This window comes from Achromobacter sp. GbtcB20, from assembly GCF_019091095.1.
Taxonomy (GTDB): Bacteria; Pseudomonadota; Gammaproteobacteria; order Burkholderiales; family Burkholderiaceae_B; genus Achromobacter; species Achromobacter mucicolens.
The window spans coordinates 1-21,886 of record NZ_JAGXJZ010000036.1 but is presented as its reverse complement, the minus strand read 5'-3'; the positions used below and the strand labels follow the sequence as shown (position 1 = coordinate 21,886).

The 21,886-nt window shown below is 65.7% G+C and carries 20 protein-coding genes; 15 read left to right on the top strand and 5 right to left on the bottom strand.

Annotated features, from left to right (window positions below; translation table 11 throughout):
* Nucleotides 1–1,161, bottom strand: a complete 1,161-nt coding sequence (locus tag KVT32_RS26400; protein WP_082586281.1) for a D-alanyl-D-alanine carboxypeptidase family protein — start codon at nucleotides 1,159–1,161, stop codon at nucleotides 1–3.
* Nucleotides 1,162–1,580: 419 nt separating this feature from the next.
* On the opposite strand from KVT32_RS26400, the gene KVT32_RS26395 reads away from it, so the two are divergent.
* The 9 genes from KVT32_RS26395 (at nucleotide 1,581) to KVT32_RS26355 (ending at nucleotide 11,176) form a co-directional block, all read left to right on the top strand.
* Entirely contained in the window at nucleotides 1,581–2,039 is a 459-nt protein-coding gene (locus KVT32_RS26395; protein WP_056322817.1) for an HU family DNA-binding protein, read from the top strand.
* A 181-nt stretch (nucleotides 2,040–2,220) separates the two neighbouring features.
* On the top strand, nucleotides 2,221–2,733 hold the full coding sequence (locus KVT32_RS26390; protein ID WP_056322814.1) for a MarR family winged helix-turn-helix transcriptional regulator: 513 nt from the start codon (nucleotides 2,221–2,223) through the stop codon (nucleotides 2,731–2,733).
* Nucleotides 2,734–2,830: 97 nt separating this feature from the next.
* Nucleotides 2,831–3,991 carry an MFS transporter gene (locus tag KVT32_RS26385; RefSeq protein WP_056322813.1) on the top strand — a complete coding sequence of 387 codons (1,161 nt, stop codon included), beginning with the start codon at nucleotides 2,831–2,833 and terminating at the stop codon, nucleotides 3,989–3,991.
* An 87-nt stretch (nucleotides 3,992–4,078) separates the two neighbouring features.
* Nucleotides 4,079–6,736, top strand: a complete 2,658-nt coding sequence (gene leuS, locus KVT32_RS26380) for a leucine--tRNA ligase (protein ID WP_180100680.1) — start codon at nucleotides 4,079–4,081, stop codon at nucleotides 6,734–6,736.
* Nucleotides 6,737–6,747: 11 nt separating this feature from the next.
* On the top strand, nucleotides 6,748–7,410 hold the full coding sequence (lptE, locus tag KVT32_RS26375) for an LPS assembly lipoprotein LptE (RefSeq protein WP_217619060.1): 663 nt from the start codon (nucleotides 6,748–6,750) through the stop codon (nucleotides 7,408–7,410).
* Nucleotides 7,411–7,413: 3 nt separating this feature from the next.
* Nucleotides 7,414–8,469, top strand: a complete 1,056-nt coding sequence (holA, locus tag KVT32_RS26370) for a DNA polymerase III subunit delta (protein WP_056322808.1) — start codon at nucleotides 7,414–7,416, stop codon at nucleotides 8,467–8,469.
* A gap of 131 nt (nucleotides 8,470–8,600) precedes the next feature.
* On the top strand, nucleotides 8,601–9,866 hold the full coding sequence (locus KVT32_RS26365) for a glutamate-5-semialdehyde dehydrogenase (protein ID WP_056322805.1): 1,266 nt from the start codon (nucleotides 8,601–8,603) through the stop codon (nucleotides 9,864–9,866).
* A 139-nt stretch (nucleotides 9,867–10,005) separates the two neighbouring features.
* Nucleotides 10,006–10,386 (top strand): hypothetical protein, encoded by a 381-nt coding sequence (locus KVT32_RS26360; protein WP_180100684.1) that lies wholly within the window; start codon nucleotides 10,006–10,008, stop codon nucleotides 10,384–10,386.
* 4 nt (nucleotides 10,387–10,390) lie between these two features.
* Nucleotides 10,391–11,176: a 2-keto-4-pentenoate hydratase gene (locus tag KVT32_RS26355; protein ID WP_152385153.1), complete on the top strand. Its 786-nt coding sequence runs from the start codon at nucleotides 10,391–10,393 to the stop codon at nucleotides 11,174–11,176.
* A gap of 102 nt (nucleotides 11,177–11,278) precedes the next feature.
* On the opposite strand, the gene KVT32_RS26350 is transcribed toward KVT32_RS26355, so the two are convergent.
* Both KVT32_RS26350 and KVT32_RS26345 read right to left on the bottom strand, forming a co-directional pair.
* The gene (locus KVT32_RS26350; RefSeq protein WP_217619059.1) at nucleotides 11,279–12,694 is read right to left on the bottom strand and encodes an amidase family protein; all 1,416 of its coding nucleotides are present in this window, start codon (nucleotides 12,692–12,694) and stop codon (nucleotides 11,279–11,281) included.
* 84 nt (nucleotides 12,695–12,778) lie between these two features.
* Complete coding sequence (locus tag KVT32_RS26345) at nucleotides 12,779–13,648, bottom strand: LysR family transcriptional regulator (RefSeq protein ID WP_152385155.1); 870 nt, start codon at nucleotides 13,646–13,648, stop codon at nucleotides 12,779–12,781.
* Between the two features lie 119 nt (nucleotides 13,649–13,767).
* Here KVT32_RS26345 and KVT32_RS26340 point away from each other — a divergent pair, with 119 nt between their 5' ends.
* Nucleotides 13,768–15,165, top strand: a complete 1,398-nt coding sequence (locus KVT32_RS26340; protein ID WP_152385156.1) for an MFS transporter — start codon at nucleotides 13,768–13,770, stop codon at nucleotides 15,163–15,165.
* A gap of 18 nt (nucleotides 15,166–15,183) precedes the next feature.
* Here KVT32_RS26340 and KVT32_RS26335 read toward each other — a convergent pair whose 3' ends face one another.
* The gene (locus KVT32_RS26335; RefSeq protein ID WP_152385157.1) at nucleotides 15,184–15,810 is read right to left on the bottom strand and encodes a hypothetical protein; all 627 of its coding nucleotides are present in this window, start codon (nucleotides 15,808–15,810) and stop codon (nucleotides 15,184–15,186) included.
* Nucleotides 15,811–15,919: 109 nt separating this feature from the next.
* On the opposite strand from KVT32_RS26335, the gene KVT32_RS26330 reads away from it, so the two are divergent.
* The 3 genes from KVT32_RS26330 (at nucleotide 15,920) to KVT32_RS26320 (ending at nucleotide 18,537) form a co-directional block, all read left to right on the top strand.
* The gene (locus tag KVT32_RS26330; RefSeq protein ID WP_227741276.1) at nucleotides 15,920–16,930 is read left to right on the top strand and encodes a 3-hydroxyacyl-CoA dehydrogenase NAD-binding domain-containing protein; all 1,011 of its coding nucleotides are present in this window, start codon (nucleotides 15,920–15,922) and stop codon (nucleotides 16,928–16,930) included.
* Nucleotides 16,931–17,374: 444 nt separating this feature from the next.
* Entirely contained in the window at nucleotides 17,375–17,647 is a 273-nt protein-coding gene (locus tag KVT32_RS26325) for a GNAT family N-acetyltransferase (RefSeq protein WP_152385158.1), read from the top strand.
* 485 nt (nucleotides 17,648–18,132) lie between these two features.
* Nucleotides 18,133–18,537, top strand: a complete 405-nt coding sequence (locus tag KVT32_RS26320) for a YchJ family protein (protein ID WP_152385159.1) — start codon at nucleotides 18,133–18,135, stop codon at nucleotides 18,535–18,537.
* Between the two features lie 338 nt (nucleotides 18,538–18,875).
* On the opposite strand, the gene KVT32_RS26315 is transcribed toward KVT32_RS26320, so the two are convergent.
* A complete protein-coding gene (locus tag KVT32_RS26315) occupies nucleotides 18,876–19,745 on the bottom strand; it encodes a LysR substrate-binding domain-containing protein (protein ID WP_152385570.1) in 870 nt (289 codons plus the stop codon).
* Between the two features lie 376 nt (nucleotides 19,746–20,121).
* On the opposite strand from KVT32_RS26315, the gene KVT32_RS26310 reads away from it, so the two are divergent.
* Complete coding sequence (locus tag KVT32_RS26310; RefSeq protein WP_152385160.1) at nucleotides 20,122–20,835, top strand: haloacid dehalogenase type II; 714 nt, start codon at nucleotides 20,122–20,124, stop codon at nucleotides 20,833–20,835.
* Between the two features lie 27 nt (nucleotides 20,836–20,862).
* On the top strand, nucleotides 20,863–21,603 hold the full coding sequence (locus tag KVT32_RS26305) for an aldolase (RefSeq protein WP_152385161.1): 741 nt from the start codon (nucleotides 20,863–20,865) through the stop codon (nucleotides 21,601–21,603).
* Nucleotides 21,604–21,886: the final 283 nt, after the last annotated feature.

Sequence of the window (21,886 nt, the reverse complement as noted above, 5' to 3'; positions counted from 1 at the left end):
TTAACCCGCTGTGCCTCGCCACCACAAACGGATGGAATCCCATGCGCGCCCGGCGATGCCCGCCTCGGCCACGGGCTCCAGCGCCACCACCGGAAAGTGCATGGCGGGCTTGCCGTCCACCGTCACCTTCAGTTCGCCCACCGTCGACTGCGCGGCAATGGGCGCGATCAACGGCGCTTGCGGCGCCCAGGCCGATTCGACCTTCGCGCCGGCCGGCACCGTCACGTAGGCGTCGCGCGAGAATCCCACCTTCAGGCTGTCGGTCTCGCCCTTCCAGACCTCGGGCGTGGCCACGGCCTGTCCGCGCGCATACAGCTTGATGGTATTGAACCCCTGGAAGCCCCATTCCAGCAACTCGCGGCTTTCCTGCGTGCGCAGCTTGTCCGACGCCGTGCCCACCACCACCGTGATCAGCCGCCGCTGATCCTTGCCATTGGGCCGCTGCGCCGTGGCAATGATGCAATAGCCGGCCGATGCCGTATGGCCCGTCTTCAGCCCGTCCACACTGGGATCCAGCCAAAGCAGCCGGTTCCGGTTGGGCTGAGTGATCTTGTTGAACGTGAACTGCCTGGCCGAATCGTAGGTCTTGTAGAGCTGCGGAAAGTCACGGATGAACCGCGTGGCCAGGATCGACAGGTCGCTGGCGGTGGAATACGTGTTCGGATCCGGCAGCCCGTGCGGGCTGGCAAAGTGCGTGGCGTGCAAGCCCAGCCGGGCGGCGGTGTCGTTCATCCGCGCGACAAAGGCTTCGACGCTGCCAGACACCGCCTCGGCCAGCGCAACCGCCGCGTCATTGCCTGACTGGATCATCAGGCCGCGCAGCAGGTCGTCCACCGACACCTTGGAGTTGGGCTCCAGGAACATCTTGGAGCTGCCTGCCGGCACCTTCCAGGCCCGCGTCGAGATGGTGACCAGCTGGCTAGCGGTCAGCTCCTTCTTCGTCATCGCATCGAACACGACGTAAGCCGTCATGATCTTGGTCAGGGACGCCGGCTCGATGCGGGTGGTGGCCGCGTGCGACGCGATGACCTGGCCGCTGGTCTCATCCAGCAGCAGCCACGCCTTGGCCGAAAGCGCGGGCGCCGGCATCGATTGCGCCATGGCGCTGGATATACAGGCGGTCGCAACGAGCAGGCTCGCCGCCAACTTCTTCATCAACATATAGCTGCTTCACTTCCAGGTTCTGTTTTCTTCGGGCGCGCGCAACGCGCTTGGGACAAGTCCGAATCACGGGACGTTCCGCCCATGCCCGCCGCGCGCGCCGCCCGCAATTGGAACATGCGCCACAAGATAGGTTCATCCGCACGCGCGGCAATCGTCCCTGAGCGCGCACGTTGCGCCGTCGATTGGCCCACGTGCGCGCCCCGCAAACGCGAACCGTCAGAACGTCAGCGAACGTCACGACTTCTTGCGAAACCCCTTGCAGAAGGCACTTTTCTGCGTGGAAACAACAAACAGTGGCTTAAAACCCGCTGCAAAGCCGCTTTTACCGCCACTCTTCCGCTATCATCGGGCGCGTAGCGTCAAATGCCGATATCCGGCACGCGCTGCTCCATGTCCTCAACATACGGATTTTGACCATGGCCACGAAAGCTAAAGCTCCTGCCAAGAAAGTCACCAAGACCGCCGTCAAGGCGCCCGCAAAGAAGGCAACTGCCGCCAAGCCCGCCGTGAAGCCGGCTGCCAAGAAGGCCGTCGCCGCCAAGAAGGTCGCTGCCGCCCCCAAGGCCATCAAGGCCGCGATGAACAAGACCCAGCTCATCGCCTACATCGTTGAGCAATCCGGCGTCGAAGCCAAGTCGGTCAAGGCCGTCCTGGCCAGCCTGGAAACCTCGGTGCTGGGCTCCGTGGACAAGAAGGGCGCTGGCGAATTCACGATGCCCGGCCTGTTCAAGGTCGCCGTGCAGAAGGTTCCCGCCAAGGCCAAGCGCTTCGGCAAGGATCCGTTCACGGGCGAAGAGCGTTGGTTCCCCGCCAAGCCGGCTTCGGTCAAGGTCAAGGTTCGCCCGCTCAAGAAGCTGAAGGACGCCGCGCAGTAATTTCATTACGCGCAGTATCCGGTCAAGCCGGGAAGGGCCCGCCTCGCAAGAGGCGGGCCCTTCTTCATTTGCGCGCGTCTCTGGCTCGGCAGGTGGCGCGCGCTTTGCATCGGCGGCAAGCCGCTGCTAGAATTTTGTCTTTACGTGAAGATACTTCACATTGACACACCAGCCCGCCGCCATGAATGACCTTGTCGATCTCGTGATCTCGCAATGGACGCAGGAATGCCCTGCGCAGGACTTCGCCGCCATGTCGGTGGTCGCCCGCCTCTTCCGCCTGAACGCATTCGCCGCCCGCAACGTCAATCGCACCTTTCGCCAGTACAACCTGCATCAGGGCGAATTCGACGTGCTCGCCACGCTCTACCGAACCGGCGCGCCGTATGCGATGAATCCGCAAAAACTCGTGCAAGCCCTTTTGCTGACGTCCGGCGCCATGACCAACCGCCTGGACCGGCTGGAAGAGGCCGGGCTGCTCGTGCGCAGTCCCAATCCCGACGACCGGCGGGGCGTCATCGTGTCGCTCACCGCCGATGGGCTGCGCACGATCAAGATCCTGCTCAAGGACTATCTGAGCGACCTGAACGACCTGCTGGAACCGCTGTCCGCCGCGGAACGCCGCCAATTGGCGGGCCTTCTGAAAAAGCTGCTGATCAAGCAGGACCAGGAAACGCCTGGCAGCGTCGACGCCTGAGCTGCCTGCCGCCCACCGTCATCACCCTTTCAGCCTCAGATCAGTGACTTCTCCTACGCAATCCACGCCCACGCTCACCGCGCCCATCATCCTCCTGATGTCCGTGGCGACCGGCCTGGCAGTCGCCAGCAACTACTACGCGCAACCCCTGCTGCACACGATCGGTCAGCAGTTCTCGATTTCGAACGCCGCCGCCGGCACCATCGTCACAACGGCGCAGCTCAGCTACGCAGTGGGCCTGATGCTGCTGGTGCCGCTGGGCGACATGTTCGAGCGCCGCGCGCTTATCGTGCTGATGAACCTGCTGGCCGCGGGCGGCTTGCTGATCTCGGCCTTTGCCAGCAACATCGCGGTGCTGATCCTGGGCACCGCCCTGACCGGCATGCTGTCCGTCGTCGCCCAGATCCTCGTGCCCTTCGCCGCCACGCTGGCCGCGCCCCACGAGCGGGGCAAGGCCGTCGGGACCGTCATGAGCGGGCTGCTCCTGGGCATCCTGCTGGCCCGCACCGCGGCCGGCGCGCTGGCCGACGTGGGCAGCTGGCGCACGGTGTATTGGGTGGCCGCCATCCTGATGCTGTGCATGTCCGCCGTCCTGTGGCGCGTGCTGCCCCGCTACCAAAGCCCCACGGCAATGAGCTACCCGCGCCTGCTGGGGTCGATCCTGCGCATGTTCGTCGAGGAACCCCTGTTCCGCGCCCGCTCCCTGATTGGCGGACTGCTGTTTGCCGCCTTCAGCATGCTGTGGACCCCGCTGACCTTTCTTTTGGCCGGCCCGCCTTATGAATACAGCAACACCACCATCGGTCTCTTTGGCCTGGCCGGCGCCGCCGGGGCCTACGCCGCCAACCGCTTCGGGCGCCTTGCCGACCGTGGCCTGGGCAACCTCGCCACCCGAGTGGGCCTGCTGCTGCTTCTGGGTTCCTGGGGACTGATGGCGTTCGGCCAGGTGTCGGTCGTTGCGCTGCTGGCGGGCATCCTGGTGCAGGATCTGGCGATCCAGGGCGTCCACGTCACCAACACCAGTTCCATCTACCGCCTGCGGCCCGAAGCGCGCAGCCGCCTGACCGCCGGTTACGTCACCTGCTACTTCATCGGCGGCGCCTCGGGTTCGCTGGTATCGTCCTGGCTGTACGCCCATTTCGGCTGGCCGGCGGTGGTCACGGCGGGCGCCCTCCTGGCGGCCCTCACGCTGGCTTATGGCGCCCTTGCGCCCAGTGCGCGCATCCCGGAAATGCCCTCGCCCCCTGCCCGCCCCTAGCACCTCCTATAATCAGGGGTTTTGACCGCCACCGCGCCCCGGCGCGATGGGGCGGCTCACCCCTTTTTCGCCACCGCGCACGAGCCCATGCAGGAACGCTACCTCCCCACTACCGTCGAAGCGGCCGCCCAACAAGACTGGCAGGCCCGCGACGTCTATCTGGTCCAAGAACACGCAAAGAACCCCGACGGCTCCGAAAAGCCCAAGTTCTACGCCTGCTCCATGCTGCCCTATCCCAGCGGCAAGCTGCACATGGGCCACGTGCGCAACTACACCATCAACGACATGATGGCCCGCCAGCTGCGCATGCGCGGCTACAACGTCCTGATGCCCATGGGCTGGGACGCGTTCGGCATGCCGGCGGAAAACGCGGCCATCAAGTCCAAGGTCCCGCCCGCCAAGTGGACCTACGACAACATCGCGTACATGAAGAAGCAGATGAAGGCGATGGGTCTGGCAATCGACTGGACGCGCGAAATGTGCGCCTGCGATCCGCAGTATTACAAGTGGAACCAGTGGCTGTTCCTGAAGATGCTCGAAAAGGGCGTCGCCTACCGCAAGACCCAGGTCGTCAACTGGGACCCGGTCGACCAGACCGTGCTGGCCAACGAACAGGTCATCGACGGCCGCGGCTGGCGTTCGGGTGCGCTTGTCGAAAAGCGCGAAATCCCGGGTTACTACCTGCGCATCACCGACTACGCCGACGAACTGCTGGGCGCGGTCCAGAACGACCTGCCCGGCTGGCCCGAGCGCGTTCGCCTGATGCAGGAAAACTGGATCGGCAAGTCCGAGGGCCTGCGCTTTGCCTTCCCGCACCAGATCGCCGGCCAGGATGGCCAACTGATCCAGGACGGCAAGCTGTACGTCTTCACCACCCGCGCCGACACGATCATGGGCGTGACTTTCTGCGCCGTGGCGCCGGAACACCCCCTGGCCACGCACGCCGCCGCCAACAATGCGCCGCTGGCCGCGTTCATCGAGCAGTGCAAGCTCGGCGGCACGACCGAGGCCGAAATGGCCACGCGCGAAAAAGAAGGCATGCCCACGGGCCTGTTCGTCACGCACCCCATCACCGGCGCGCAGGTTGAAGTCTGGGTCGGCAACTACGTGCTCATGACCTACGGCGACGGCGCCGTCATGGGCGTGCCGTCGCACGACGAGCGCGACTTCGCCTTCGCCAAGAAATACGGCCTGCCCATCGTGCAAGTCGTGGACGTGCCCGGCAAGGAATACTCCACCGACGCCTGGCAGGAATGGTACGGCGACAAGCAGTCGGGCCGCACCATCAATTCCGGCAAGTACGACGGCCTGTCCTACAAGGAAGCCGTGGACGCCATCGCGGCCGACCTGGGCGAAAAGGGCCTGGGCGAAAAGCAGACCACCTGGCGCCTGCGCGACTGGGGCATTTCGCGCCAGCGCTACTGGGGCACCCCGATCCCGATCATCCACTGCGCCGACTGCGGCCCGGTGCCGGTGCCCGAAAAGGACCTGCCCGTGGTCCTGCCCGACGACCTCATCCCCGACGGCAGCGGCAACCCGCTGGCCAAGAACGAAGCCTTCCTGTCCTGCGCCTGCCCCAAGTGCGGCAAGCCCGCCCGCCGCGAAACGGACACGATGGACACGTTCGTGGACTCGTCCTGGTACTTCATGCGCTACACCTCGCCCGGCAACGACAACGCCATGGTCGACCAGCGCAATGACTACTGGATGCCGATGGATCAGTACATCGGCGGCATCGAGCACGCCGTGCTGCACCTGCTGTACGCGCGCTTCTGGACCAAGGTCATGCGCGACATGGGCCTGCTCAACTTCGACGAGCCCTTCACCAAGCTGCTGTGCCAGGGCATGGTGCTGAACCACATCTATTCCCGCAAGACGCCCCAGGGCGGCATCGAGTACTTCTGGCCCGAAGACGTCGACAACGTCTACGACGACCGCGGCGCCATCGTCGGCGCCAAGCTGAAGTCGGACGGTTCGGCCATCAACTACGGCGGCGTGGGCACGATGTCCAAGTCCAAGAACAACGGCGTCGATCCGCAATCGCTGATCGACACGCTGGGCGCCGACACGGCCCGCCTGTTCGTCATGTTCGCCAGCCCGCCTGAACAGACCCTCGAATGGTCCGATTCCGGCGTCGAAGGCTCCAACCGCTTCCTGCGCCGTCTCTGGTCCATCAGCTACAACCGCCGCGAAGCCATCGCCCGCGGCTTGGCCCACGGCGCGGACTGGGCGCAAGCGCCCGCCGCGGTCAAGGACCTGCGCCGCGAGGTCTACGGTCTGCTCAAGCAGGCCGACTACGACTACCAGCGCATTCAGTACAACACCGTCGTGTCCGCCTGCATGAAGATGCTGAACGCCATCGACGATGCCAAGCTGCCCGAAGGCGCCGAGGCCGATGCCGCCTATGCCGAAACCGTCGGCGTCCTGCTGCGCGTGCTCTACCCGGTCGTGCCGCACATCACCTGGCACCTGTGGCAGGATCTGGGCTACGCCAAGGAACTCGGCGACCTGCTCGACGCCCCGTGGCCGCATGTCGACGAAGCCGCCCTCGTCGCCGACGAGATCGAGTTGATGCTGCAGGTCAATGGCAAGCTGCGCGGCTCGATCCGCGTGGCGGCCAAGGCGGCCAAGGAAGATATCGAAAAACTGGCAGCCAGCCAGGAAGAGGTCGCCCGATTCCTGGAAGGCCGTCCGCCCAAGCGCGTCATCGTGGTTCCGGGCAAACTGGTCAACGTCGTAGGCTGATGAGGTCAAGCATGCACTTCGCCGGGCAACTATCGCAAGTCTCCCGCCAAACCTGGCTGCTGCGCGGCGCCTGCCTGGCGCTGTTCATGCTGCTCTCCGCCTGCGGCTTCGCGCTGCGCGGCACCACCCCGATGCCCTTCGACACACTGTACGTGGGCATTCCCGACAACATCCAGTTCGGCGCAGACCTGCGCCGCGCGCTGCGCGCGGCCTCGCCCAACACCAGACTGGTGGATTCGCGCAAGGAAGCCCAGGCGATCCTCCAGCAGGTCAGCGACACGCGCACGCTGCGTGAGGTCTCGCTGAACGCGCAAGGCCGTGTCGAATCCTACGAACTCGGCATCAACTACACGTTCCGCCTGATCGACGCCAAGGGCCGCGCCCTGGTCCCCGACACGACGCTGTCCATCTACCGCGAAATGCCGTACGACGACCAGGTCGTGCAGGCCAAGCAGGGCCAGATCGAAACGCTGTACAAGGCCATGCAGCGGGACCTCGTCTCGCGCGTGCTGCGCCGCATCACCGCGCCGGACGTGCACAAGGCATTCGAAGCCGCGCAAGCGGGCGGCGACGACGCAAACACGCCGCTGTTCGACCCCAACGAGCAGCAACGACCGCGCGTGCCCACGCCCTGGCAGACGCCGTCCGTCACCGATCCGGCCATCGTCCGCTAGTCCATGGCACAGCCTCTGGACGCGGATCGGCTGGCCGAACACCTGCAGCGGCCCGGCAACCGCCTGGCGCCGCTGTACACGGTGTCGGGCGACGAGCCGCTGCTGGTGACCGAAGCCGTCGACTCCCTTCGCGCCGCCGCGCGCAACGCCGGCTACACCGAGCGCCTGTCCATGGTGATGGACGCGCGCAGCGACTGGAGCGCGGTCATTGCCGCCACCCAGAGCGTGTCGCTCTTTGGCGACCGCCGCATCCTTGAAATCAAGATACCCACCGGCAAGCCGGGCAAATCCGGCGCCGACACCCTGACCAAGCTGGCCGAACAGGCCGAAAAGCAGCCAGACGCCGACACGCTGGTGCTGATCGCGCTGCCCCGTCTGGACAAGGCCACCCGCGAAAGCCGCTGGATGCAGGCGCTTGCCCGCGCCGGCATGTCTGTCGATATCGCCAATATCGAGCGCGGCCGCCTGCCCGCCTGGGTCGGCATGCGTCTGGCGCGCCAGAACCAGCGCGCCGACAGCGCCACCCTGCAATGGATGGCGGACAAGGTCGAAGGCAACCTGCTCGCCGCCCACCAGGAAATCCAGAAGCTGGGCCTGCTCTACCCCGAAGGCCAGCTTGCCCCCGAGGACGTGGAGCGCGCCGTGCTGAACGTCGCCCGCTACGACGTCTTCGGTTTGCGCGATGCCATGCTGGCCGGTGACATCGGCCGCACCATCCGCATGATCGACGGCCTGCGCGCCGAAGGCGAGGCGCTGCCGCTGGTGCTGTGGGCAGTCGGCGAAGAAATCCGCTTGCTGGCGCGCATTGCCGAGGCACGCGCGCTGGGCCAGGACGCGGGCGGCCTCATGCGCCGCCTGCGCATTTTCGGCGCGCATGAACGCCTTGCGCTGCAGGCCCTGAACCGGGTGCAGCCCAACGTCTGGCCCGCCGCCGTGCAGCACGCCCACGAAGTCGACCGCCTGATCAAGGGCCTGTCGGTGCCCGGACGCCTGTCGGACCCCTGGGAAGAAATGACCCGGCTGGCCCTGCGCGTGGCCGCCGCCGGCGGCCGACCGTGAAGGCGGCTTCGCCGCCTGCCTCCCGCCCCCCATCCGGTCCGCCGACCGGATCTCGCCCGGCCCTCCCGCCGGATATACACTGACTCTCCAGGCGGCGCCCGCGCCGCCTTCTCCACAAGATCGACGCCGCCATGTCCTCGTCCTCCATCGAACAAGCCATGCTGACCCTGGGCGAAAACGCCCGCCGCGCCTCGCGCGCCATGATGCGCGCCGACAGCGCCGCCAAGAACCGGGCGCTGATCGCCATGGCCGACGCGCTGGCCGCCAGCCACGACGAACTGAAAGCCGCGAACGAAAAGGACGTGGCCGCCGCCCGGGCCAATGGCCTGGAGCCCGCCCTGCTCGACCGCCTGACCCTGTCGGACAAGACGCTGGCGCACATGGCCGAAGGCCTGCGCCAGATCGCCGCCCTGCCCGACCCGATCGGCAGCATCACGGCCACCACCGTGCGGCCCAACGGCATGCGTGTCGCCCAGATGCGCGTGCCATTGGGCGTGATCGGCATCATTTATGAATCGCGCCCCAACGTCACCATCGACGCCGCGGCCCTGTGCCTGAAGTCCGGCAACGCCGCCATCCTGCGCGGCGGCAGCGAAGCCCTGCACTCGAACGTGGCGCTCGGCCGCATCGTGCAGACCGGCCTGGCCGCCGCCGGCCTGCCGCAGGATGCCGTGCAGGTCGTCGCCACGACCGACCGCGCGGCCGTGGGCGCGCTCATCACCATGACCGAGCACATCGACGTCATCGTGCCGCGTGGCGGCAAGGGCCTCATCGCACGGCTGTCCCAGGAAGCCCGCGTGCCGCTCATCAAGCATCTGGACGGCAACTGCCACATCTACATCGACGCGGCGGCAGACCCCGACAAGGCCCACGCCATCGCCCTGAACGCCAAGACCTACCGGTATGGCATCTGCGGCGCCATGGAAACGCTGCTGATCGACGCCGTGGCCGCCGTGTCCATCTTGCCCAGCCTGGCCGCCGCCTTCGCCGAACACGGCGTCGAACTGCGCGGCTGCCCGCGCACGCTGGCGCTGCTGCCGCACGCCACGCCCGCCACCGAGGAAGACTGGGCCACCGAATACCTGGCGCCCATCCTGGCCGTGCGCATCGTCGACACGCTGGACGACGCCATCGAACACATCGCGCGCTATGGCTCGGGCCACACCGACGCGATCGTCACGCAAGACCTGTCGGCGGCCCAGCGCTTCCAGCGTGAAGTCGACTCCAGCTCCGTGTACGTCAACCTTCCCACCTGCTTTGCAGACGGCTTCGAATACGGGCTGGGCGCGGAAATCGGCATTTCCACCAATCGGCTGCACGCGCGCGGCCCGGTCGGTCTGGAAGGCCTGACCACGCTCAAGTGGGTCTTGAACGGCGAAGGCCAGACCCGCGGCTGACCCAGCCCAAGCGCCCGACCGGCGCTACCGACGCGGCCCTGAACACGGGGCCGCGCCAGGCCCTCTACAATAGGGCCAGCTTTTTTTGCCTGAATTTGTCCATCCCACGCGGTCCCGCCGCGCATCGTTGAGATCCCCCATGCATTCACCCGTCATGGCAATGGCCTTCAGCCTGTTTGTGCTGTGTTTCATCACCTGCACGATCAGCGGCATCGTGCTGTTCTTCTTCAAGACCCAGCAGGTCAATGCGGCCCTCAAGCACCCCTATCTGCAGCATCGGCCGTTCAAGCAATTCCCGCTGGCGATCCAGGCCGCGATCATGCTCGATTATTTCTTCCGCCTGATGTTTCCCGGCACGCGCATGTGGTTGATCGGCAATGCCAACGACCTGCTTGCCCACGTCGATCCCAAGAAGGTTCCGCTGTCCCTCAAATGGCCGATCGTCGGCTTCTGGGGATCTTGCTGGCTGGGCCTGATCGCCATGATCGTCTTGTGGATCATGCTGTTCCTCGGAGCCTGAACGCATGCAGATCAGATTTGAAGACTATCCCGGCAGCATCGACGCCGCGCGCTTTCTGATCGCCGCGCGCCAGACCGGCGTGGCCGGCCCCCGCCTGCCCGCGGAATGCCGGCCGCAGTCCCTGGGCCAGGCCTTCGCCGTGCAGCAGCGCACCGCTGAACTGCTTCGCGAAACGCGCCAGGACACCATCGCGGCCTGGAAAAGCGCGCTACCCTCGCCCGAAAAAACCGTCGTGGCGCCCATCTATGCCTCGGGCACGGCTGACGCCGCGGCCGGGCCGGTCGCCACCCGCGATGCCCTCGTTCGCATCGAGCCCGAAATCGCGTTCGAAATCGCCCGCGACCTGCCGCCGCGCGACACGCCCTACACCGAAGCCGAGATCGACGCCGCCGTGGGCGGCGCCCGCCTGGCGCTCGAAGTCCTGGGCTGCCGCTACGCCGCCCCCGAACATGCAAGCCTGCCCGAGCTGCTGGCGGACCACATGTTCAACCAAGGCCTCGTCCTGGGCCCGCGGATTTCATCGCCCGACGCAGCCCCCGGCTGCATGACCATCACGTTGACGGTCGATGGCGTTGAAGTCGAGCAGCACGCGGGCATCCACCCGAACGACCGCCCCAAGGCCGGCCTGTACTGGCTGGCCAATTTCCTGCGCGAGCAAGGCCTGGGGCTGACGGCCGGCCAGCACGTCATCACCGGCTCATACGCGGGCTTTCTGGACGTGCCCGCCAATCAAGACATCGAACTGGCGTACGGCGATCTGGGCGTGCTGAAGGTGCGCTTCGGCGGCTAAGGCCGCACAGGCAGCCACCTTCACGCCGCCTCACTTTCAGGCGGGGCCGCCTTCTGGCCGCCCCACCTTCGGGCAGCGCCGCCGTTTTCCCCCAACCGCCAATTACTTCGGCGCAGGCTCGGCGATGCTGATCGGCTCGCCGGCCGCCTCGATGATTTCGCCGGCCGCCAGGCACAGGTCCTCGCGGTACCGCCCCGCCACCACCTGCACGCCCACCGGACTCGGGCCCGCGCTACTCATGGCGCTGCCCATCGCCACGGACAGTCCCGGCAAGCCCATGAACGGCAGACCGATCTGGGTCATCTGCGCGCGCCACACGCGCGCATAGGCCGCGTCGCCTTGCAGATCCAGGTTGTCGGGAAATGGCAGTTCGGCCGACACCGGCAAAAGCAGCACGGGATACTCGGCAAAGAACATCTCCCACAAACGCGTGAGCGTGGCGCGACGCGTCAGCACCGCCGAAAAGGTCGCCAGATCCGCGCCCGCCGCCTTGTCGCGTTGCCCTGCCAGCGCCACCAACGCGCCCGGGTCGCCTTCTTTTTCCGCCGCCGCCAGCATGGCGTCGTAGCCGTCGGCCATCCACATGCGGATCTGCAGGTCGGCTGCCTCCTGCATCGGCGGCAGCGCTTCCAGCGTATCGACTGTCCAACCCGCCTCGCTCAGCCGCCGCGCCGCTTCCTGCAACGCCTTCACCACTGCGGGATCGGTATCCATGCCTTCCGGGTTCAGACACAGCGCAACGCGCCGCGGCGCCTCCGGTCCGGTCAGCGGCGCCGGCACCCACCACGGATCGCGCGGATCCGGCGCAGCCAGCGCGGCCAGACCCAGCCGCACATCGGCAATCGTGCGGCCCAGCGGTCCCGACACGGCGGTGATCTGCCCGCCGATCGAACGCTCCGGCAGCGAGGCGTTGTAGGCCGCCACCCTGCCCAGCGATGGACGCAGGCCATGCACGCCGCACGCATAGGCGGGGTAACGGATCGACCCGGCGATGTCGGTGCCATGCGCCAGATGCCCAATGCCTGCCGCCACGGCAGACGCGGCGCCGCCCGACGAACCGCCGGGCGTCAGCGCCGGATTCCGCGGATTGCGCGTGTCGCCATGCAACACGTTGCCGGTAAACCAGCGCAGCGAAAACGCCGGCGTGTTCGTGCGGCCCACAATCACCGCGCCGGCCCGCCGCAAGTTGTCGACGACGGGGCTGTTCCGTTCGGCAATCAAGTCCTTCTGCAACCGCACGCCGTTGGTCGTGGCAAAGCCCGCCTGATCCACGTTGACCTTCACGGTCACGGGCACGCCGGCCAAGAGGCCGGGATCTTCTCCGCGCGCGGTTGCCGCATCCACCTCGGCCGCCTGCGCCAGCACGTCTTCCGGCCGATGATCCACCACCGCGTTGATCGCGGGATTGACGGCATCGAGCCGCTGCAGCGCGCTTTGCGCGGCCTGCACGGCGGACACTTCACGCTTGCGGACAAGGGCGGCAAGCTCAACTGCGGACAAACGCCAAAGATCGGACACGCGCAACTCCTGAGGTCGTGGGTTTTCCTGCGGGCCAGCAAACCTTAGCGCCAGTCGCGCCGCGCGACAAGCCTCGGTTTGCCGCTAATTGCTCTCTTCAAAGACCTCGACAATCGCGTCGGCCACGGCCCGCACGCGCGCGGTGCGGTTCAGGTCGCCATGCATCACCAGCCACAGGTCATACGCCTCGGCGCGCGCTGGCCAGATGCGCACCAGGTCCGGGAAGTCGGGCGCCATGTGCGTGGGCAGCTCGCCGATGCCAAGACCCGCCACGACCGCGTCGATGATCATCAACCCCGAATTCACCTCGACACCGATGCGGCCATTGCGGGTGGGCTCGCCGCAAAGGGAATCGGACCAGCCCGGCAGCACGGCTTGCTGATAGGCGATCAAGGTGTGCCCCGCGAACGCGGTGTCGGGCTTGGGCTCGCCGTGCGCGTCCAGGTACGCGCGCGATGCATACAAGCCCACCTCCTTGCGCGCCAAGTGACGGTGGATCAGATCGGGGTTGTCGGGCTTGATGTTGCGGATGGCCAGATCGGCCTCACGGCGCGTCAGATTGCTGATCTGGATGCCGGTCGTCAGCACCACGCGAATGTCAGGGTGTTCGGCGTGGACCCGCTTGATGGCCTCCATCACGAAATAACGGGCAACCGTCTCCGAGGCTGCCACGCGAACCACCCCCGACAGCCGGTGATCCAGCCCCTGCATCTGGCGCTGCAGCTGGTCCGCCGCCTGCTCCATGCGTTCGGCGGCCGCAAACGCAAGCTCGCCCGCCGAAGTCGGGACGTAGCCACCGGGCGTGCGCAAGAACAGGCGCGCATCCAGCGACGCCTCCAGCGCGGCTAGGCGCCGTCCAGCGGTGGCCTGGTCGATCTGCAGTACCGCCGCCGCCCCGCGCAGCGTTCCCACACGGTAGATGGCCAGAAATATCCTCGCGTTGTCCCAATCCATTTGACGTCCGTGATGCACTTTTGCATGACTATAAAGCAGTAATACGGCTTTTTTGCATCACAACAAGCGCCTAAGCTTTGCACCTCCCGCCCCCCCGCCCCCTCGAAAAGAGTCCCACCATGTCATCCGCCTGCCGCCCCATCGCCGCCCAAGACGCGCTGCCCGTCGCCGCCACGGGATGGGTGCCGCTTGTCACCCTGGCCATCGGATTCGTCATGGCCATGCTCGACGTAACCGTGGTCAATGTGGCGATTCCCAGTATCGCGCTCCAGTTCGCCGTCCCACTGACCGACCTGGTGTGGATCGTCGACGGCTACACGCTGACGTTCGCCGCCCTGCTGCTGGTCGCCGGCGCGCTGGCCGACCGCTACGGCGCCAAGACCCTCTACCTTGCCGGCTTGGGGGTGTTCACCGCCGCGTCACTGCTCTGCGGCCTGGCGCCAAACGCCGACACCCTGATCGCGGCCCGCATGCTGCAAGGCGTCGGCGCGGCGCTTTTCATGCCAAGCTCGCTCAGCCTGCTCACGCACGCCTATGACGACGAAAGCGTCCGCAACCGCATGCTGGCCGCCTGGTCCGCCATCGTGGCGGTCGCTGGCGCATCGGGACCGTTGCTGGGCGGCGCGCTGATCCACCAATTTGGATGGCGCGGCATCTTCCTCATCAACATCCCGCTGGGTCTGGCAGGCCTGTGGCTCGCCCGCCGCCGCATCGCGTCCGCGCCACGTCGCGCCCGCGCGCTCAACCCCATGAGCCACGTGCTCGGCGTCGTGGCGCTGTCCAGTCTGTGCTTCGTGCTGATCCAGGGCAACGCCTATGGCTGGACCTCCCCGGCCATCGCAGCGACGATGCTTCTGGGCCTGGCCGCCGCCGCGCTTCTGGTGCACCGCGAACGGCAGCACGCCGAACCCATTCTCCCGCGGACGCTCTTCGCCACCCCGCAATTCTCCGCGGCCAACGCGGTGGGGTTTCTCATCAACCTCGCGTCGTATGGCCAACTGTTCTTGCTCAGCCTGTTCCTGCAGCATGCACGCGGCGCCGATGCGTTGCAGACCGGCATCGAGCTGGTGCCGATGCTGGCGGTATTCTCCATCGGCAACCTCATCTCGGGGCGCGTGTCGGCGCGGTGGAACGTGTCGGCATCGCTGTTGGGCGGCGTCTCGCTCGCGGCCGCAATGAGCGCCGTCGGCATCGCCGCGTTCACTCCCGGCGTCGCGTACTGGCCATTTGCCATCGTCGTCGCGCTGGCCAATCTGGGCGTGGGGATCGCCGTGCCGGCGATGACCAGCATCGTCATGCAGGTATCGGGCCGCCAGCACGCCAACAGCGCGGCCGCCGCCCTGAATGCCAATCGCCAATCCGGCGCGCTGGTCGGCGTCGCGGTGATGGGCACCCTTCTGCATCTGCTGCCCGACTGGCACGCCACGTTGCCCGCCGCCTACGGCGTCATCACCGCCAGCTATGGCATCACGGTTGTGCTCGCATGGCGCTATCTGCGCCGTACCCTCAACGCCTGAGCCGGCATGTAAGCCTCGTCATCCGGCGGGCGGGATTTCCACGCCGCGGCCGGCATAGAACCTGTCGAAGTCGGCCAGCGGCAGCACCACGTCCGCCTGCGAGCCCGGCTCGCCCGACGGGTTATGAAACGTCACGGCGTCGGGCGTGGCGCGCGTCACCAGCACCAGATGTCCGCCCTTTTTCGGCGGCTGCACAGCGGGCCAGCGAATCGACGGATGTGCCGAGGCCATGAAGTAATCCGCCCGCGCCATCAGCTCAGGCAGGCCTGACGCCGGCAAGTCCACGCGCACCTGCGCACGCATGCCAAACACGTCTGCGACGTATTGCACGAACGGTGCGTAGATCAGGCCCCTGATGCTTCCGTCCGGTTCCTCGACGTACGCCCCGTAAGACAAGCTGCCCCGCGCCAGCTCCAGGGTCGGATAGGCGTGGCCGGTGCGCGCCGCAAGCACCATCTTCAGACACGCCATCCCGCACACATGGCTGGCCCAGCGCACGTACTCGTCCAGATCCTGCGCCCCGGAATTGCGCCACGCGGGGTCGTCAGCCAGCGCCAGTTCCCCGCGAATGATCTCGCCCGCCCGATGCGCGGATTCCCATTGGCAGAAATACGGTACGGTCGCGCGCGCAGGCGTCGGACGCATGCAAGCCTCCTGGCGATTTCGAAAAGCCCTATCTTGCCGCCGCTCAGCTTGCATGGCAACGGCATCGGCTTTGCTTCACAATGAAGCAAACCCAACAACGGAGACCTGCATGTCCAGCCTTGCTTCGTCCAGCTCTGCTTCGTCAAACCCGCCGTCGTCGCCGTCTGGCTTGCACGGCTCCGCTTCCTCCACCGCCATCCCCATCCGCCGCGTCGCCATCGTCGGCGCCGGCACGATCGGCGCCAGTTGGGCAGCGCTGTTTCTCGCGCACGGACTTGAAGTCGTGGTCAGCGATCCCAGCCCGCATGCCGAAGCTCAAACCATCGCCCGCGTACAGGCGGCATGGCCGGTCCTGGCCGAACTTGGCCACGTGCGCTCCGGCGGCACCGCCGACGCGCTACGCTTCGAACCCGACCTCGAAAAGGCGTTGACCGGCGTGGATTTCGTGCAAGAGAACGCGCCCGAACGCGAAGACTTCAAGACGGACCTGTTTGCCCGCATCGACGCCGTCCTGCCCCCGCACGTCATCGTCGCATCGAGCTCATCGGGCCTCATCATGAGCCGGCTGCAATCGCGCTGCCGCCATCCCCAACGGTTCGTGATCGGCCATCCCTTCAATCCGCCGCACCTCATTCCACTGGTCGAAGTCGTCGGCGGCGACCAGACGTCCGCCGACACCATGGACCGCGCCATCGACTTCTATCGCAGCATGGGCAAATACCCCATCCGCCTGAACAAGGAAGTCCCCGGCCACATCGCCAACCGCCTGCAAGCCGCCCTGTGGCGCGAGGCCATCCACCTTGCCGCCGAAAACGTCGCCAGCGTCGCGGACATCGACGCCGCGGTATCGCAAGGCCCCGGCCTGCGCTGGGCGCTCTTCGGCCCGCACATGACGTTCAACCTGGGCGGCGGCGAAGGCGGTCTGGCGCATTTCATGCACCACCTCCTGGGCCCCGTGCAAACCTGGTGGGACGACCTAGGCGCACCCGAGGTCACGCCAGCGCTGCAGCAACGCCTGATCGAAGGCGTCAACGCCGAGGCCGGCCACCGCAACATCGCCGACCTCGTCGAAACCCGCGACGCGCAACTCACCGCGTTAATCAAGGTGCTGCACCGGTAAAGGCCTCAGCGTTGAGCCGCAGCTGCGCGCCGTCGGCGCTAATATCGGTAACCCGTCATTGTTATAGCCATCCGCCATCGCCCGCTGATCCCCGGGCCGCACCCGGCGAACCGACTCCAGGCGCGGCTTGTTGACGGCGTCGTGTATACGACGGCAAGCGCCTGGCGCCACGACGGCAGATTTCCGAGTCGGCAACCCAGGCCGCGGGCTCGAAACTTGCTCGCTGAACTGAAGTCCGTCCCTTTCCCGGTTTACAGAGCGGGGGTTGCCGTTCTGCCCACGAGAGGGGTTTGAAACGCGTTCGAAGCGGAGCGGGGCTGCCCGGTGTGACTCGCACGCGGTGCACGATTTATGCCCGGCGCGATCCTCAACTAGCGCGTTGTTTGTGAATGCGGCGCAGGCCTCAGTAACGCCCGCTCCACCGCCACCCAAGGAGTTTCTTGAATGATTTCCGTAATACACGACACCGACCGCTCCCGCTTCACCGCCACCGTCGACGGCGTGCTGTGCGTGCTGGACTATGAACTGCAAAACGGCGCCATGGCAATCACGCACACAGGCGTACCCAGCGCGGTCGGCGGCCGCGGCATCGCCGCCGAACTGACCCAGCAAGCCCTGCTCACCGCGCGCGAGAACGGCTGGAAGGTCAAACCCTATTGTTCCTACGCCGACGCCTACATCAGACGCCATCCCGAATACGCCGACCTGCTGGCCTGACGCGATCTCCCAATCCGTTCTCCGCCTTTACCTGCAAGTGCCGTTTGCCCGGACCTGGCGCTAATGCGGAGCGCCCTCCGCCTGCGCCATGTCTTTGTTGTAGTCATAGCGGCGCTCGGTTTGGCAGGTTTGCCTGTCGTCCCGCGCGATTGCAGTAATTTGTTGCGGTGATCCGCCGCGAGCTTTTGTCGCGCGATTGCGTTGCCTCGATCCGTCGCCTCGAGCCGCGTTGCCTCGATTCCTTGCCTCGATCTGATGCCCTGTCTAGCGGCCAGATCAATCGCCTTAGCCTCGCGGGGTCCAGGTGAAGCGACCCCTTGTTTTTTGTTCTGCAGTATCGTCAGAAGCCTAGATTTCACGAATCGAGCGGGCTTTCGGCCTCACGCCCAAATTGGTTTTATCTGCCGGCTCCCTCGATCCGTTATGCTGACCGCTTGAACACTTCTGATTCTCTGATCCGCGTCCGGATTCCATTGCCCCAAGCCGTGCCAAAGCAATCAAGCCCCTCCACTCCCTCCTGCCCCTGCGGCAGCTCCCGTTCCTACCCCGAGTGCTGCGCCCGCTGGCACGACGGCCCGCAGGCGCTGCAAGCCCCTACGGCCGAAGCCCTCATGCGCTCACGATACAGCGCCTTTGTGCTGGACAACCTGCCTTATCTGTTGGCAACGTGGCACCCGCGCACGCGCCCTGCGTCACTCGAGCCCAACCCGCCCGGCCTGAAATGGCTGGGCTTGCAAATCAAGGCCGTGGCAGATCAGGACGCAGAACACGCAACCGTCGAGTTCGTGGCCAGAAGCCGCCTTGACGGCCGCGCCAGCCGCATGCACGAGACCAGCCGCTTCCTGCGAGAAAACGGACAGTGGTTCTACCTAGACGGCGACGTACGCTGAAGGGAAACCTCCGGCCACGATCGCGGCCGTAATTGACGCCGAATTTGACGCCGCGACGAGGCTGCGATGAGATCACGATTGACGCCGTACTTGAAGCCGCGATGTTGCCGCGAGTATCGCAGCATGTGAGGCCGCGATCGGGTCCAGGATTGGGACCAAGACTGTGGCCATGATGGTGCCCGTGACTGCCACCACTACCGCTGCCGCGACTGTATCCATGACTGCCGCCGTTACCGCCACCATGACTGTCGCTTGTGCTGCGGCCGTCACCACGGCGTAGATTTGACTCTGCACCGCGCGGCCTTTCCCGCTTAGCCCGACCAGCCAAAACGTCCCTGCTACCGGACCGGCTGCTTCATCTCCCCACCAATCGCCTGCTTCAGCGCACCCACCAGATCCTGGCCAACGCTGCCGAGGGCGCGCGCGTCTCCCACGATCGCCAGCTCGGTCGGCGGCACATCGGCAAATCCGTCCGCGGCGCCCAGTTCGACATGCGTATCAAGGCGCGCCGAAGCCGGCAACAGACTGACGCCCAACCCCGCTGCCACGGCCGCCTGCACGCCAGCCAGACTGTGGCTGTGGTAGGCGACATGCCACGGCCGCCCGGCGCTCTCCAGCGCATAGATCATCCGCTTGCGATAGACGCATCCCTGCGGAAATAGAACCAGCGGAACGACGGCCGCCGCTTGATTGCGCGCTTGTCCGCCCACCCACACCAGCCGTTCCGGCCACGCCGCAAGGCAAGGCCCTTCACCCGGATCCCGCTTGACCAGCGCCAGATCGAACTCGCCGGCCGCCAGCCCCGCCAGAAGATCCGTGCTCATGCCGCTTAAGGTTTCCAGCCGTACCTGCGCATGCCGCGCGGCAAACTCCGCCAACAGCACCGTCAGCCGCGTCACATCGAAGTCCTCGGGCACGCCCAATCGAATCACGCGAGCGCTTCTCGGCGCGGACAGGACATGCTCGGCCTCCCCCGCAATCGCAAGCAAGCGCCGCGCGTAGGCCAACATGACTTCACCGTCCTCGGTCGCAGACACATTGCCGCCCGCGCGGTCGCGCAGCAGCAAGGTCTTGCCCACGCTCTGTTCAAGCTTGCGCACTTGCTGGCTAACCGTCGACTGCGTGCGATGAACACGGCTGGCCGCCCGCGTGAAACTGCCTTCGTCCACGACGCAAACCAGCGTCTTCAATAGTTCAAGATCGAGCATCGGCTTTGATTGATTGATGTTGACGTGCCGCTCACGAGCGAGCTGGATCGCTTCCAAATCTTCCCGCCCTGACCGGCTCGGCTAGCCCTGGCATCTAACCTCTACACCTGACAACAAAGAAGGTCGGGCGCGGCGCGCTTGTATGTCGGCGCGGGGCGCTTCCCCCAGCGCCGTTTGCGCACTCGCGGCGGCGGCGTGCCGCTCATCAGCTGGATGGGCCGGCCCTTCTCGCTAGCGAAGCCGCCCGTGCACTAAGGCGCTCGTTAAGCATACCGCAGCTCATTGACTCTGCAACTAAGGTAAACGTATTAATTAATTTTACAACTTAGAGCGGTGGGCCTTACGCTGAAGCTCCGAACTCTCTCCGAGCACCGACATGCCTTCTAACCAAGCTCCCCGCCCGCAATGGCTGACCTTCGACTGCTACGGCACGCTCATTCAATGGGACGAAGGCTTGCACGCCGCAGTGGAAAAGATCCTAGCGGGCCGCGAGGCCGCAATGGACCGGCCGACCGCTGCGCAGTTCCTGCATATATACGATGGGCACGAGCACCACCTTGAACAGACGCTGCCCTACCGCAACTTCGCCGAGGTCACCCGCGAATCGTTACGCCTCACCATGGCGCATTTCGGCCTTGAGTACCGGCCCGAAGACGCGGAGACACTCACAGGCAGCATTTCCCGCATGCCGCCATTCCCGGAAGTCGTCGACACACTCGGCAGGCTCAAACAAGCCGGATTTAGCCTGTGCATCATCTCCAACACCGATGACAACATCATCGCGGGCAACGTGGCACAAATGGGTGGCCATATCGACCGCGTCATTTCAGCTGAACAGGCCCGCGCGTACAAACCCTCGCCCGCCATCTTCGCCCACGCGCATCAAAAGCTTGGCGTCACCCCGGCAGACGTCGTGCATATCTGCGCCAGCCCTCACCTGGATCTCGCTGCAGCACGCGACATTGGCTTTCGCTGCATCTGGATCGACCGCGGCACCGGCCGCCAACCCTTGCCTGACTATCGGCCTGACGCTACCGTAGCAACTCTGGATCGCGTGCTGGACGTTTTCAGTAAAGCCGGCTGGCTCTGATCCCCAACCCATCCCTTGAAGGTTGTCATGAACCAGGAACCCGGTTTTGCGAACGCACTCTTCCATGCAGATCCCGTCACCGCTCTACGCACGGACCTGGCGCTGGCCCTACGTGCGGCCGCAGCCCACGGACTTGGCGAAGGCGTCTGCAATCATTTCAGCGTGACATTGCCGGGCGATCCCGATCATTTCCTTCTGAACCCACGTGGCCTCATGTGGAACGAGGTGCAGGCGGACGACATCGTGCTGGTCGACGCGCACGGCAAAAAGCTTGCCGGCCGCCACGAAGTCGAGCCCACCGCCATGTTCATCCACGCCGCCATCCACCGCATCGCCGGCAAGGCCTGCGTGCTGCACACCCACATGCCCTACGCCACGGCACTCACGCTCACCACGGATCGCGGCTTGGACACCACCCTGTCCCAAAACGCCATGCGCTTTCACGGCCGCCTCGCCATCGACCACGCCTATAACGGACTGGCGTTGGACGTGTCCGAAGGCGAACGCATCGCGCACGCCATGCAAGGCGCGGACATCGTTTTCCTCGGCAACCACGGCGTCGTTGTCTGCGGCGAACGTCTCGACTACGCCTACGACGATCTCTTCTTCCTCGAGCGGGCCTGTACCGCCCAGGTCTTGGCACAATCCACCGGCCGTCCCCTGGTTCCCGTCAACGCCGACCTCGCCGCCAAGGTTGCGGCCCAGATTCAAAGCGAACGCCTGCAATCCGAGCTATTTTTCGCAGCGCTGCGTCGCCAGCTACCGTAGTCAGAAGAACATCCGACTCAAACAGCAGAGCATCCGATCCAGCCAAAAACAAACCCCCTCGCGGCGCCAGCCGCGAGGGGGTTTTTAATAAATTCCGATCCTGCATTCCCTTTGCAGCATTCCCTTTGCTGCATCCTGATACCGCATTTTCGATACGGGAATCGCTACAGTAATCCCGACGCCACAAAGACAAAACCCCGCAGGGAATACCTGCGGGGTTTTGAGCAATAAAAGCCTGACGATGACCTACTTTCACAGACGTCCGTCCACTATCATCGGCGCA